The 13,588-nt window shown below is 68.8% G+C and carries 13 protein-coding genes; 12 read left to right on the forward strand and 1 reads right to left on the reverse strand.

Features of this window, described 5'->3' with window-relative positions; genetic code table 11:
* Positions 1 to 12 precede the first annotated feature (12 nt).
* The 12 genes from glyA (at position 13) to EAO76_RS31295 (ending at position 11,393) form a co-directional block, all read left to right on the forward strand.
* Complete coding sequence (glyA, locus tag EAO76_RS31240) at positions 13 to 1,248, forward strand: serine hydroxymethyltransferase (RefSeq protein WP_148839230.1); 1,236 nt, start codon at positions 13 to 15, stop codon at positions 1,246 to 1,248.
* A gap of 164 nt (positions 1,249 to 1,412) precedes the next feature.
* Positions 1,413 to 2,804: an MraY family glycosyltransferase gene (locus EAO76_RS31245; protein ID WP_148839231.1), complete on the forward strand. Its 1,392-nt coding sequence runs from the start codon at positions 1,413 to 1,415 to the stop codon at positions 2,802 to 2,804.
* Between the two features lie 262 nt (positions 2,805 to 3,066).
* Positions 3,067 to 3,504, forward strand: coding sequence for a hypothetical protein (locus EAO76_RS31250; protein ID WP_148839232.1), 438 nt, complete (start codon positions 3,067 to 3,069; stop codon positions 3,502 to 3,504).
* Positions 3,505 to 3,714: 210 nt separating this feature from the next.
* Positions 3,715 to 4,551, forward strand: a complete 837-nt coding sequence (gene atpB, locus EAO76_RS31255; protein WP_187438910.1) for a F0F1 ATP synthase subunit A — start codon at positions 3,715 to 3,717, stop codon at positions 4,549 to 4,551.
* Between the two features lie 72 nt (positions 4,552 to 4,623).
* Positions 4,624 to 4,857, forward strand: a complete 234-nt coding sequence (locus tag EAO76_RS31260) for a F0F1 ATP synthase subunit C (RefSeq protein ID WP_072483720.1) — start codon at positions 4,624 to 4,626, stop codon at positions 4,855 to 4,857.
* 38 nt (positions 4,858 to 4,895) lie between these two features.
* Entirely contained in the window at positions 4,896 to 5,441 is a 546-nt protein-coding gene (locus tag EAO76_RS31265; protein WP_148839234.1) for a F0F1 ATP synthase subunit B, read from the forward strand.
* Positions 5,438 to 6,253 carry a F0F1 ATP synthase subunit delta gene (locus tag EAO76_RS31270; protein ID WP_148839235.1) on the forward strand — a complete coding sequence of 272 codons (816 nt, stop codon included), beginning with the start codon at positions 5,438 to 5,440 and terminating at the stop codon, positions 6,251 to 6,253. The genes EAO76_RS31265 and EAO76_RS31270 overlap by 4 nt, the downstream gene beginning before the upstream one ends.
* Positions 6,254 to 6,388: 135 nt before the next feature.
* Positions 6,389 to 7,960 (forward strand): F0F1 ATP synthase subunit alpha, encoded by a 1,572-nt coding sequence (atpA, locus tag EAO76_RS31275; protein WP_148839236.1) that lies wholly within the window; start codon positions 6,389 to 6,391, stop codon positions 7,958 to 7,960.
* 3 nt (positions 7,961 to 7,963) lie between these two features.
* Positions 7,964 to 8,878 carry a F0F1 ATP synthase subunit gamma gene (locus EAO76_RS31280; protein ID WP_148839237.1) on the forward strand — a complete coding sequence of 305 codons (915 nt, stop codon included), beginning with the start codon at positions 7,964 to 7,966 and terminating at the stop codon, positions 8,876 to 8,878.
* The gene (gene atpD / locus EAO76_RS31285) at positions 8,878 to 10,320 is read left to right on the forward strand and encodes a F0F1 ATP synthase subunit beta (RefSeq protein WP_148839238.1); all 1,443 of its coding nucleotides are present in this window, start codon (positions 8,878 to 8,880) and stop codon (positions 10,318 to 10,320) included. The genes EAO76_RS31280 and atpD overlap by 1 nt, the downstream gene beginning before the upstream one ends.
* A gap of 110 nt (positions 10,321 to 10,430) precedes the next feature.
* On the forward strand, positions 10,431 to 10,805 hold the full coding sequence (locus EAO76_RS31290) for a F0F1 ATP synthase subunit epsilon (protein WP_148839239.1): 375 nt from the start codon (positions 10,431 to 10,433) through the stop codon (positions 10,803 to 10,805).
* Between the two features lie 141 nt (positions 10,806 to 10,946).
* A complete protein-coding gene (locus EAO76_RS31295) occupies positions 10,947 to 11,393 on the forward strand; it encodes a DUF2550 domain-containing protein (protein WP_148840410.1) in 447 nt (148 codons plus the stop codon).
* A 283-nt stretch (positions 11,394 to 11,676) separates the two neighbouring features.
* Here EAO76_RS31295 and EAO76_RS31300 read toward each other — a convergent pair whose 3' ends face one another.
* Complete coding sequence (locus EAO76_RS31300) at positions 11,677 to 13,548, reverse strand: glycoside hydrolase family 18 chitinase (RefSeq protein ID WP_148839240.1); 1,872 nt, start codon at positions 13,546 to 13,548, stop codon at positions 11,677 to 11,679.
* Positions 13,549 to 13,588: the final 40 nt, after the last annotated feature.

The raw sequence follows: 13,588 nt of genomic DNA on the forward strand, positions 1-13,588 counted from the left end.
GGCAGCGCGTCAGTGGTGTGCGGGACCGCCCTGCCGCAGGACTTCGAGGCCCTGCTCCGGGAGGACCCGGAGATCGCCGACGTGCTGCTGGGGGAGCTGCGGCGGCAGTCGGACACCCTCCAGCTGACCGCCGCCGAGAACTTCACCTCCCCCGCGGTCCTCGCCGCCCTCGGCTCGCCGCTCGCCAACAAGTACGCCGAGGGCTACCCCGGCGCCCGCCACCACGGCGGCTGCGAGCAGGCCGACGCCGCCGAGCGCATCGCCTGCCGCCGGGCCACCGCCCTCTTCGGCGCCGAGCACGCCAACGTCCAGGCGCACTCCGGCTCCTCCGCGGTCCTGGCCGCGTACGCCGCCCTGCTGCGCCCCGGTGACACGGTGCTCGCGATGGGGCTCCCGTACGGTGGACACCTCACCCACGGCTCGCCCGCCAACTTCTCCGGCCGCTGGTTCGAGTTCGTCGGCTACGGGGTGGACTCCGAGAGCGGCCTGATCGACTACGCGCAGGTGCGCGCCCTGGCCCGTACGCACCGGCCCAAGGCGATCGTGAGCGGTTCGATCTCCTACCCCCGCCATCCCGACCACGCCCTGTTCCGGGAGATCGCCGACGAGGTGGGCGCGTACCTGATCGCCGACTCCGCGCACCCGATGGGGCTGATCGCCGGGGGAGCGGCGCCGAGCCCGGTGCCGTACGCCGATGTGGTCTGCGCGACCACGCACAAGGTGCTGCGCGGGCCGCGCGGCGGGATGATCCTGTGCGGGGCGGAGCTGGCGGAGCGGATCGACCGGGCGGTCTTCCCGTTCACCCAGGGCGGTGCGCAGATGCACACGATCGCCGCGAAGGCCGTCGCGTTCGGGGAGGCGGCCACTCCGGCGTTCACGGCGTACGCCCACCGGGTGGTGGACCGTGCCCGGGTGCTGGCGGCGGGTCTGGAGGCGGAGGGCTTCGAGATCACCACGGGCGGCACGGACACCCATCTGATCGTCGCCGACCCGGCCCCGCTGGGTGTCGACGGGCCGGGCGCCCGCGCCCGGCTGGCGGCGGCGGGCGTGGTGCTGGACACCTGCGCGCTGCCCTACGGGGACGCCCGCGGCATCCGGCTCGGGACCGCGGCCGTCACCACCCAGGGCATGGACGAGACCGACATGGCGCGGCTCGCGGTGCTCCTCGGAACGGCGGTGCGGCAGGAGGGCGACGTCCGTGACGAGGTCCGGGAACTGGTCGGCGGGCATCCGCCCTACCCCGGGTAGGGCGGCCCGTCCGGACCGGCCGGGTCCGGACGGAAACCCCCTGGTCGCCCTCCGTGCAACCGTTCGGCCCGGTCTCCGTGTCCTCACCTGTGAGGCCGACGCAGCGCGGCCGTCCGCAACCGCCGGACGGTCTAAGGTGTGGGCTGAGATGGCCGGCGAAATCTATGGGGCAGCCCGTGCGTGATTACCTGCTGACGCTCTGTGTCACGGCTGCGGTGACCTACCTGCTGACCGGCCCGGTGCGCAAGTTCGCCATCGCGATCGGGGCGATGCCCGCGATCCGTGCGCGTGACGTCCACCGGGAACCGACACCGAGGCTCGGCGGCATCGCCATGTTCGGCGGGCTGTGCGCCGGGCTGATCGTCGCGGCCCACCTCCACAACCTCGACTGGGTCTTCCAGCTCTCCAACGAACCGCGGGCACTGCTCTCCGGGGCCGCGCTGATCTGGCTGATCGGGGTGCTGGACGACAAGTTCGAGATAGACGCCCTGATCAAGCTCGGCGCCCAGATGATCGCCGCCGCGGTCATGGTCATCCAGGGTCTGACGATCCTGTGGCTGCCGATCCCCGGCGTCGGCACCGTGGCGCTCACCCAGTGGCAGGGCACGCTGCTCACGGTCGCCCTGGTCGTCATCACCATCAACGCGGTCAACTTCGTCGACGGCCTGGACGGCCTCGCGGCCGGCACCGTCTGCATCGCCGCCGCCGCGTTCTTCCTGTACACGTACCGGCTCTGGTACGGGCACACGATCGAGGCCGCGGCCCCGGCGACGCTCTTCATGGCGATCCTGATGGGCATGTGCCTGGGTTTCCTGCCGCACAACATGCACCCGGCCCGGATCTTCATGGGCGACTCGGGCTCGATGCTGATCGGCCTGGTGCTGGCGGCCGGGGCGATCTCCGTCACGGGGCAGGTCGACCCGGACACGATGAAGCTCTTCACGGGCAGCGAGCGCGAGGCCACGCACGCGATGCTGCCGGTCTTCATCCCGCTGCTGCTGCCGCTGACGATCATCGCGATCCCGGCCGCGGACCTGGTGCTGGCGATCGTGCGCCGCACCTGGAACGGGCAGTCGCCGTTCGCCGCGGACCGCGGCCATCTGCACCACCGGTTGCTGGAGATCGGCCACTCGCACAGCCGGTCGGTGCTGATCATGTACTTCTGGTCGGCCCTGATCGCCTTCGGGGCGGTCGGTTATTCGGTGCATTCGACGTCGCTGTGGATCGTCCTGGTCGTCATGGGACTGAGCGCGCTGGGCCTCGTACTGCTGCTGATGCCCCGCTTCACACCGAAGGCGCCGTACTGGGCGGAACGCTTCCTGCCGCCCCGCTACCGCCGTCGGCGTCGCGGGGGAGACGGTGATCCCCAGGCGTCCCTCCCGGCGGCCTCCGAAGCCCAACAGGGGGCCGCGGCGGGCGAGATGGGGCAGGGCGAGGCGCCGGGGCCGATGGAGCGGACCCCGGTCGTGGTGGGAGTTTCCGGCGTCAACGGAGCGACTGCGATCGGCGATCGAACTCGTTTTTCGGACAGAGGCAAGGCTGAATCCGCACGTTGATGATTCGGTCACAGAGGGCAATACCAGGCAAGATATTGAGTTGTCTTGCTCACATGCGCGGATTCACTCTCACGTGTGACTGTGAGCACACTTTCTTGGTAAAGACCTCATCAAATAGTTTGTGATACCGTTCACGAAGCCCGGTGACGGAGCCGAAGGACTTGTAGTAGCGCGGTCCATCGGCCCGAGGCATCGACTCGGACCGGGCCTACGATCGTCCATGACGACACCCTGCCCACCCCCTGCAAGCGGAGCTGCCGCCATGCCGTCCAACGACGCCCGGACTCTCCTCCAGACCGCCGTACCCACCGCTGTCGCCGGCGCCGTCGCCGTCGCTGTCAGCGCTGGTGTCGCGGGCGGCAAGGGAGCCATCGGCGCGCTCGTCGCGACGCTCGTCGTGGTCCTCTTCATGGGGATCGGCCTGGTGGTCCTGCAGCGGACCGCGCGGTCCCTGCCCCAGCTTTTCCAGGCAATGGGCCTGATGCTCTACACGACGCAACTTCTGCTGTTGTTCGTCTTCGTCGCCGCCTTCAAGGACACGACGATGTTCAACCCGAAGGCGTTCGCGATCACTCTGGTCGCACTGACCCTCGTGTGGATCGGCGCGCAGACGCGCGCGCACATGAAGGCCAAGATCCTTTACGTCGAACCCGAGTCCGACAAGGCGGAGAAGCCCAAGAACACGGGCTCGAAGTCGTGAAGGGTAGGGGCGGGATAAGTGCGGGTTCAAGACCCTGCTATCGTCCGGTTCCAACTGCGGCACTGCGGGCGCGGGCATGTGAGCTGACGCCTGCTCGATCGCGAGGCTCAATGCCTGACTGCCGCTCACACATCCGTAACACCAGTCCAGTGCCGAACCGCGGCTGCGCGCCGCGCCGACACAACGAGGTTGCCGTACCTATGCGCCACGCTGAAGGAGCCCGCGGTGAGTGCTGACCCGACGCAGGTGCTCGCCTTCGAGACCGATTGCCACATCTTCGACGGTTGTGGTTTCCCGGGTCCCGGCTTGCACTCTTTTCTGTTCGAGCCGATCTTCGGTGACGCGGACAGCAACGTCTACTTCAACAAGACGATGCTGCTGGCGCTCCTCGGTACGGTCATCATCGTCGGCTTCTTCTGGGCCGCCTTCCGTAAGCCGAAGATCGTTCCGGGCAAGCTGCAGATGGTGGCCGAGGCCGGCTACGACTTCGTCCGCCGCGGCATCGTCTACGAGACGCTCGGCAAGCGCGAGGGCGAGAAGTACGTCCCGCTGATGGTCTCGATCTTCTTCTTCGTGTGGATGATGAACCTCTGGTCGATCATCCCGCTCGCCCAGTTCCCGGTGACGTCGATCATCGCGTACCCGGCCGCCCTGGCGCTGATCGTCTACGTCCTCTGGATGAGCCTCACCTTCAAGCGGCACGGCTTCGTCGGCGGCTTCAAGAACCTGACCGGCTACGACAAGTCGCTCGGCCCGGTCCTGCCGCTGATCATGGTCATCGAGTTCTTCTCGAACACCCTGGTCCGTCCCTTCACGCACGCGGTCCGACTCTTCGCGAACATGTTCGCGGGTCACACGCTGCTGCTGCTCTTCACCATCGCCAGCTGGTACCTGCTCAACGGCATCGGCATCGCCTACGCGGGTGTGTCGTTCGTGATGGTCATCGTGATGACGGCTTTCGAGCTCTTCATCCAGGCCGTTCAGGCGTACGTCTTCGTGCTCCTGGCGTGCACCTACATCCAGGGCGCTGTCGCCGAGCACCACTGATCGCGCCTGCCCTACCCCCAGTCGTCCGGTGGCCAACCCCCGCCGGTCCGTGAAAGAGAAGGAAGAACTGGCATGTCCCAGACCCTTGCCGCCGTCACCGGTTCCCTCAGCTCCGTCGGCTATGGCCTGTCCGCCATCGGCCCCGGCGTCGGCGTCGGCATCATCTTCGGTAACGGCACCCAGGCCCTCGCCCGTCAGCCCGAGGCTGCCGGCCTGATCCGCGCCAACCAGATCCTCGGCTTCGCCTTCTGTGAGGCGCTCGCCCTGATCGGTCTGGTCATGCCGTTCGTTTACCCGACCTCCTGACCTGGTCGCGAACAGCCCATTCGACGGAAGGCACTGATGTGAACCACCTGGTTCAGCTCGCATCGGAGGGAGCGGAAAACCCGCTCGTCCCGCCGATCCCCGAGCTCGTCATCGGCCTCATCGCCTTTGTCATCGTCTTCGGTTTCCTCGCCAAGAAGCTCCTCCCGAACATCAACAAGGTTCTGGAAGAGCGCCGCGAGGCCATCGAAGGCGGTATCGAGAAGGCCGATGCGGCCCAGACCGAGGCCCAGAGCGTGCTCGAGCAGTACAAGGCTCAGCTCGCCGAGGCCCGTCACGAGGCCGCGCGCCTGCGCCAGGAGGCACAGGAGCAGGGCGCCGTGATCCTGCAGGAGATGCGGGCGGAAGGCCAGCGGCAGCGCGAGGAGATCATCGCTGCCGGCCACGCCCAGATCGAGGCCGACCGCAAGGCCGCGGCCGCCGCGCTGCGTCAGGACGTGGGCAAGCTCGCCACCGACCTGGCCGGCAAGCTCGTCGGTGAGTCCCTCGAGGACCACGCCCGGCAGAGCGGCACCGTCGACCGTTTCCTCGACGAGCTCGAGGCGAAGGCCGAGGCCGTCCGATGAACGGCTCGAGCCGCGAGGCACTGGCTGCCGCACGTGAGCGTCTCGACGCGCTGACCGACAGCACGTCGGTCGACGCGGCGAAGCTCGCCGAGGAGCTGGCCGCCGTCACGGCGCTGCTCCAGCGCGAGGTGTCGCTGCGGCGGGTCCTGACCGACCCGTCGCAGGCCGGCGAGGCCAAGGCGGAGCTGGCAGGACGACTGCTGGGCGGGCAGGTGGGCGGCGAGACCGTCGACCTGGTCTCCGGCATGGTCCGCTCCCGCTGGTCGCAGTCGCGCGACCTGGTCGACTCGGTCGAGGAGCTGGCGAACATCGCCGACCTCACCGCCGCCCAGCGCAGCGGTGACCTCGACGACGTCGAGGACGAGCTGTTCCGGTTCGGCCGGATCGTGGCCTCCGACAAGGAGCTCCGCGCCGCGCTCACCGACCGGTCCGCGTCCACCGCCGCCAAGGGACAGCTGCTGCGCAGCCTGCTCGGCGGCAAGGCGCGGCCCGCCACCGAGCGCGTCATCGTCCGCCTCGTCACCCAGCCGCGTGGACGTAGCCTGGAAGCGGGACTCGAGTCCCTCTCCAAGCTCGCCGCGGAGCGCCGGGACCGCATGGTCGCGGTGGTCACCTCGGCGGTGCCGCTGAGCGATCGGCAGAAGCAGCGCCTCGGCGCCGCGCTGACGAAGATCTACGGCCGCCCGATGCACCTGAACCTCGACGTGGACCCCGCGGTCCTCGGCGGGATCGCGGTGCGGGTCGGCGACGAGGTCATCGACGGCACCATCGCGGAGCGCCTCGAAGAGGCGACCCGTCGCATGGCCGGCTGACCGACGCAGCAAGCAAAGACAGAGCAAGACCAGCGGCCCGGTTGGGCCGTGCAGAAATTGCAGAAGATTCCTGGGGGTCGGCCCCCAGACCCCCTTAAGAAACTTCGGGCCCAACAAGGAGAGCAGGGAACCCAGATGGCGGAGCTCACGATCCGGCCGGAGGAGATCCGGGACGCGCTGGAGAACTTTGTCCAGGCGTACAAGCCGGACGCGGCCTCGCGCGAGGAGGTCGGTACGGTCAGCGTTGCCGGCGACGGCATCGCGAAGGTCGAGGGTCTTCCCTCGGCCATGGCGAACGAGCTGCTGAAGTTCGAGGACGGCACCCTCGGTCTCGCCCTCAACCTCGAGGAGCGCGAGATCGGTGCGATCGTCCTCGGCGAGTTCAGCGGCATCGAAGAGGGCCAGCCGGTGCAGCGCACCGGTGAGGTGCTCTCCGTCGGCGTCGGCGAGGGTTACCTCGGCCGCGTCGTCGACCCGCTCGGCAACCCGATCGACGGTCTCGGCGAGATCGCGACCGACAGCCGCCGCGCCCTCGAGCTGCAGGCCCCTGGCGTCATGGTCCGCAAGTCGGTGCACGAGCCGATGCAGACCGGCTACAAGGCCGTCGACGCCATGGTGCCGATCGGCCGCGGCCAGCGTCAGCTGATCATCGGCGACCGCCAGACGGGCAAGACCGCCCTGGCCGTCGACACGATCATCAACCAGCGCGACAACTGGCGCTCGGGCGACGTGAACAAGCAGGTGCGCTGCATCTACGTCGCCATCGGTCAGAAGGGCTCCACCATCGCCTCCGTGCGCGGTGCCCTCGAAGAGGCCGGCGCGCTCGAGTACACGACCATCGTCGCCGCCCCGGCGTCCGACCCGGCCGGCTTCAAGTACCTGGCGCCGTACACCGGTTCGGCCATCGGCCAGCACTGGATGTACCAGGGCAAGCACGTCCTGATCATCTTCGACGACCTCTCGAAGCAGGCCGACGCCTACCGCGCCGTGTCGCTGCTGCTGCGCCGTCCGCCGGGCCGTGAGGCCTACCCGGGCGACGTCTTCTACCTCCACTCGCGTCTGCTGGAGCGCTGCGCGAAGCTCTCCGACGAGATGGGCGCCGGTTCGATGACGGGCCTCCCGATCGTCGAGACCAAGGCGAACGACGTGTCGGCGTTCATCCCGACCAACGTCATCTCCATCACCGACGGCCAGTGCTTCCTGGAGTCCGACCTGTTCAACGCCGGTCAGCGTCCGGCCCTGAACGTCGGTATCTCGGTCTCCCGCGTCGGTGGTTCCGCCCAGCACAAGGCGATGCGCCAGGTCTCCGGCCGTCTGCGCGTGGACCTCGCCCAGTACCGCGAGCTGGAGGCGTTCGCCGCCTTCGGTTCCGACCTGGACGCGGCCTCGAAGGCTTCGCTGGAGCGCGGCAAGCGCATGGTCGAGCTGCTGAAGCAGCCGCAGTACGCCCCGTTCCCGGTCGAGGAGCAGGTCATCTCCATCTGGGCCGGCACCAACGGCAAGATGGACGACGTGCCGGTCGAGGACATCCGCCGCTTCGAGACGGAGCTGCTGGAGTACCTGCGCCGCGAGCGCAAGGACCTCCTCACCAGCATCCGCGAGGGCGCCAAGATGTCCGACGACACGCTGCAGGCGATCGCCGACGCCGTCGCCGCCTTCAAGCAGCAGTTCGAGACCTCGGACGGCAAGCTCCTGGGCGAGGGCTGATCGATGGGCGCTCAGCTTCGCGTTTACAAGCGCCGCATTCGCTCCGTCACCGCCACGAAGAAGATCACCAAGGCGATGGAGATGATCGCCGCCTCGCGCATCGTCAAGGCGCAGCGCCAGGTGGCGGCATCGACGCCGTACGCCAGCGAGCTCACCCGCGCGGTGACCGCGGTGGCGACCGGCTCCACCACCAAGCACCCGCTGACCACCGAGGCCGAGACCCCGGCACGGGCCGCGATCCTGCTCGTCACGAGCGACCGCGGCCTGGCCGGCGGTTACTCCTCCAACGCCATCAAGGCCGCGGAGCGACTGACCGAGCGGCTCCGGGGCGAGGGCAAGGAGGTCGTCACCTACGTGATCGGCCGCAAGGGCGTCGCCTACTACGGCTTCCGCGAGCGGAAGATCGAGGACTCGTGGACGGGCTTCACCGACAGCCCGTCGTACGAGGATGCCAAGCGGGCCGCGGCCCCGCTGATCGAGGCGGTCACCCAGGAGACCGCCGAGGGCGGCGTGGACGAGCTGCACATCGTCTACACGGAGTTCGTGTCGATGATGACGCAGAACCCGGTGGACAACCGGATGCTGCCGCTCAGTCTCGATGCCACGAAGGAGGAGGGCGGCAAGGGCGAGATCCTGCCGCTGTTCGACTTCGAGCCGTCGGCGGAGGACGTCCTCGACGCCCTGCTTCCGCGATACGTCGAGAGCCGGATCTACAACGCGCTGCTGCAGGCCGCTGCTTCCGAGCACGCCGCCCGCCGCCGTGCGATGAAGTCGGCCACCGACAACGCCGGTGAGCTCATCAAGACGCTCTCCAGGCTTGCCAACGCGGCCCGCCAGGCCGAAATCACCCAGGAAATCAGCGAGATCGTCGGTGGTGCCAGTGCGCTGGCCGACGCGACCGCGGGGAGTGACAAGTAATGACGACGACAGTTGAGACGGCCGTTGCCACGGGCCGCGTCGCCCGGGTCATCGGCCCGGTCGTCGACGTGGAGTTCCCCGTCGACGCGATGCCGGACATCTACAACGCGCTGAACGTCCAGGTGGCCGACCCGGCCGAGGACGGCAAGCTCAAGACGCTGACCCTGGAAGTCGCCCAGCACCTCGGCGACGGCCTGGTCCGCGCGATCTCGATGCAGCCCACCGACGGTCTGGTCCGCCAGGCCCCGGTGACCGACACGGGCACCGGCATCACGGTCCCGGTCGGCGACATCACCAAGGGCAAGGTGTTCAACACCCTCGGTGAGATCCTGAACAAGCCCGAGGCCGAGGCCGAGGTCACCGAGCGCTGGGCGATCCACCGCAAGGCGCCCAACTTCGACCAGCTCGAGTCCAAGACCGAGATGTTCGAGACCGGCGTCAAGGTCATCGACCTCCTCACCCCGTACGTCAAGGGTGGAAAGATCGGTCTGTTCGGTGGTGCCGGTGTCGGCAAGACCGTTCTGATCCAGGAAATGATCTACCGCGTGGCCAACAACCACGACGGTGTGTCGGTGTTCGCCGGTGTCGGCGAGCGCACCCGTGAGGGCAACGACCTCATCGAGGAAATGGCCGACTCGGGCGTCATCGACAAGACCGCCCTGGTCTTCGGTCAGATGGACGAGCCGCCGGGCACGCGTCTTCGCGTCGCGCTGGCCGGTCTGACCATGGCGGAGTACTTCCGCGATGTGCAGAAGCAGGACGTGCTCTTCTTCATCGACAACATCTTCCGGTACACCCAGGCCGGCTCCGAGGTGTCCACCCTGCTCGGCCGCATGCCGTCCGCGGTGGGTTACCAGCCGAACCTGGCCGACGAGATGGGTCTGCTGCAGGAGCGCATCACCTCGACCCGCGGTCACTCGATCACCTCGATGCAGGCGATCTACGTCCCCGCGGACGACCTGACCGACCCGGCCCCGGCCACCACCTTCGCCCACCTCGACGCGACGACGGTTCTCTCCCGTCCGATCTCCGAGAAGGGCATCTACCCGGCCGTGGACCCGCTGGACTCCACGTCCCGCATCCTGGACCCGCGCTACATCGCGGAGGACCACTACTCGGCCGCCATGCGCGTCAAGGGGATCCTCCAGAAGTACAAGGACCTCCAGGACATCATCGCGATCCTCGGTATCGACGAGCTGGGCGAGGAGGACAAGCTCGTCGTCCACCGTGCCCGTCGCGTCGAGCGCTTCCTGTCGCAGAACACCCACGTCGCCAAGCAGTTCACCGGCGTGGACGGTTCGGACGTCCCGCTCGACGAGTCGATCGCCGCGTTCAACGCGATCTGCGACGGCGAGTACGACCACTTCCCCGAGCAGGCGTTCTTCATGTGCGGTGGCATCGAGGACCTCAAGGCCAACGCCAAGGAGCTCGGCGTCTCCTGAGCCCATGGCTCACCGAGGGGGGCGGGTGTGTCCCGTCCCCCTCATCACGCCCCGTAGAATTGACCCAACACCCGGCTCGAACGGCCGGGTGGTGACCCGAGGAGCCACCCTTGGCTGCTGAGCTGCACGTCGAGCTGGTCGCCGCGGACCGCAGTGTCTGGTCCGGCGAGGCCACCCTGGTCGTCGCGCGCACCACGTCCGGCGACATCGGCGTCATGCCCGGTCACCAGCCGCTTCTGGGTGTGCTGGAGTCGGGCCCGGTGACGATCCGTACGAGCGACGGCCGGACCGTGGTCGCCGCTGTGCACGGCGGTTTCATCTCGTTCGCGGACGACAAGCTCTCGCTGCTCGCCGAGATCGCGGAGCTGGCGGACGAGATCGACGTCCAGCGCGCCGAGCGTGCGCTGGAGCGTGCGAAGTCGGACACGGACGCCGCTTCCGAGCGGCGCGCCGAAGTGCGACTGCGTGCGGTGGCGGTGCGCTAGCGCTCCGCGACCACGTAGCTTTACCCTCAGCCGCGGCCCGAGCTGGAGAACCCTCCAGACCGTGTCGCGGCTGAGGCGATGCAGGTGCGGTTGTATTCCTGGTGGTATCCGTTACTCGACGACGCGAGGAGGTCGGTGGAGATGTTCCTCGCGCTGTGGGTGGGCGCCCTGGTCGTCGCACTGATTCTGATCGGACTCTTCGTCTTCGGTCTGCGCCGGCGGCTGATTCAGCGCTCCGGCGGGACCTTCGACTGCAGTCTGCGGTGGAACGTGCCGGAGGAGCCCGATCTCTCGGGCAAGGGCTGGGTGTACGGGGTCGCCCGGTACAGCGAGGACCGGATCGACTGGTTCCGGGTCTTCTCGTACTCGCCCCGTCCGCGCCGCGGCCTGGAGCGTTCCGCGATCGAGGTGGTCGCGCGCCGGATGCCCGAGGGCGAGGAGGAGCTGGCGCTCCTGTCCGACGCCGTGGTGCTCGGCTGTCTCCACCGGGAGACCCGCCTGGAGCTGGCCATGAGCGAGGACGCGCTGACCGGTTTCCTCGCCTGGCTGGAGGCGGCCCCGCCCGGCCAGCGGGTCAACGTGGCCTGAGGACATGAGGGCCTGAGGGCCTGTACGGGGCGGGCCGTTCGGCCCCGTACGACGAATGACGGATCGCCCACGGGGCCCCGGATGCGACGAGCGATCGCACCCGGGGCCGGTCCGCCCCCTGTCTCCCCGGCTTTCGCGTGCCCGCGTGCCCGCGGGGGAGTGCGGATGTGCGGGAGCCCGGGCACGGGGGAGCGCGGGCACGCGGGCACGCGAAAGCCGGGGAGACAGGGGGCGGACCTGTCTCCCCGGCTGCTTCGCGGGGTGTTGCGCGGTGCCGTACGGACTACTTCAGGCCGTTGTGGATGGCACCCACGAGTTCACCGTTGGCGGTGTCACCGCTGAACTCCCAGAAGAACGCGCCTCCCAGGCCCTGGTTCTTCGCCCAGGTCATCTTGGACGTGATGGTGGCCGGGGTGTCGTAGCTCCACCAGTTGGTGCCGCAGTGGGCGTAGGCGGTGCCGGCGACCGTGCCGGTCGAGGGGCAGCTGTTCTTGAGGACCTTGTAGTCCTCGATGCCCGCCTCGTAGGTGCCGGAGGCCGCGCCCGTGGCGGTGCCGCCGGGGGCGTCCTGGGTCACACCGGTCCAGCCGCGGCCGTAGAAGCCGATGCCGAGCAGCAGCTTGGAGGCGGGGACGCCCTTGGCCTTCAGCTTGGAGATGGCGTCGGCGGAGCTGAAGCCGGCCTTCGGGATGCCCTCGTAGGAGGTCAGCGGGGAGTGCGGGGCCGTCGGGCCCTTCGCGTCCCAGGCGCCGAAGAAGTCGTACGTCATCACGTTGTACCAGTCCAGGGACTGGGCGGCGCCGGCGTAGTCGGCGGCGTCGATCTTGCCGCCCTCGGAGCCGTCGGCGGTGATGGCGGCGGTCACCAGGTAGTCCTTGCCGAACTTGGCGCGCAGGGCCGAGGTGAGGCCCTTCAGCGCGTCCGGACCGCTGGTGTCGCAGGTCAGGCCGCAGGCGTTGGGGTACTCCCAGTCGATGTCGATGCCGTCGAAGACATCGGCCCAGCGCGGGTCCTCGACCAGGCCGTAGCAGGACTCGGCGAACGCGGCCGGGTTCTTCGCGGCGTCACCGAAGCCGCCGGACCAGGTCCAGCCGCCGAACGACCACAGGATCTTGATGTGCGGGTACTTCGCCTTCAGCTTGCGCAGCTGGTTGAAGTTGCCGCGCAGCGGCTGGTCCCAGGTGTCGGCCACGCCGTCGACCGACTGGTCGGCGGTGTACGCCTTGTCGTAGTCGGCGTACGAGTCGCCGATCGTGCACTTGCCGCCCTGGACGTTGCCGAAGGCGTAGTTGATGTGCGTGATCTTCGCGGCGGAACCCGAGGTGTCCAGGTTCTTGACGTGGTAGTTGCGGCCGTAGACGCCCCAGTTGGCGAAGTAGCCGAGGTTGACCTTGTCACCCGTGCCCGGGGTGCCGCCGCCACCGGTGGTGTGCACCTTGACCGCACCGCTGACCGGGCCGGTCTGGTCGGCGGTGTCACGGGCCCGCACGGTGTACGAGTAGTCGGTGCCGGCCGTGAGGCCGGAGTCCGAGTACGTGGTGCCGGTGACCGTCGAGACGACCGCGCCGTCCCGCAGGACGTCGTAGTTCTTGATGCCGTTGTCGTCGGTCGCGGCGGACCAGCTCAGCTTGACCGAGGTGTCGGTGACGGCGCTCGCGGTGGGGGTGCCCGGTGCCGAGGGGGCGTTGTCGCCGGGGACGCTGCCGCCGTCGCAGGAGGCGCCGTTCAGCTTGCAGCCGGTGGGGGCGCCGGGGCCGGTGCCGTTGAAGCCGAAGCTGACGGAGGCGCCGGGGGCGACCGTGCCGTTCCAGCCGAGGTTCTTGGCGGTCCAGTGGGTTCCGGAGCTGGTGACGGTGGCGTCCCAGGCGGAGCCGACCGCGGTGCCGGAGGGGAAGTCCCACTCGATGGTCCAGGAGGACAGGGCGGTGGTGCCGGTGTTCTTCACCGTCCACTGGCCCTCGAAGCCGCTGCCCCAGTCGGATTTCTTGGTGAAGGAGGCGGTTGCCGAAGTGGCGGCCTCGGCGGGGGAGGCCAGGCCGACCAGCGCGGCGAGCGGAAGGATCAGGGCGGTGAGGCCCGCGACCGCTCTGGATCTGTTGGCTCTTCCGTGCCCGAATCTGAGTCGGGTACGGCGTAGGGGGGTTTCAGTGCTCAACGGTGCTCCTCGGGTGAGGTCCGGACAAACGGGGGTGGTC

The sequence above is a fragment of the Streptomyces sp. sk2.1 genome (assembly GCF_008120935.1).
GTDB lineage: Bacteria > Actinomycetota > Actinomycetes > Streptomycetales > Streptomycetaceae > Streptomyces.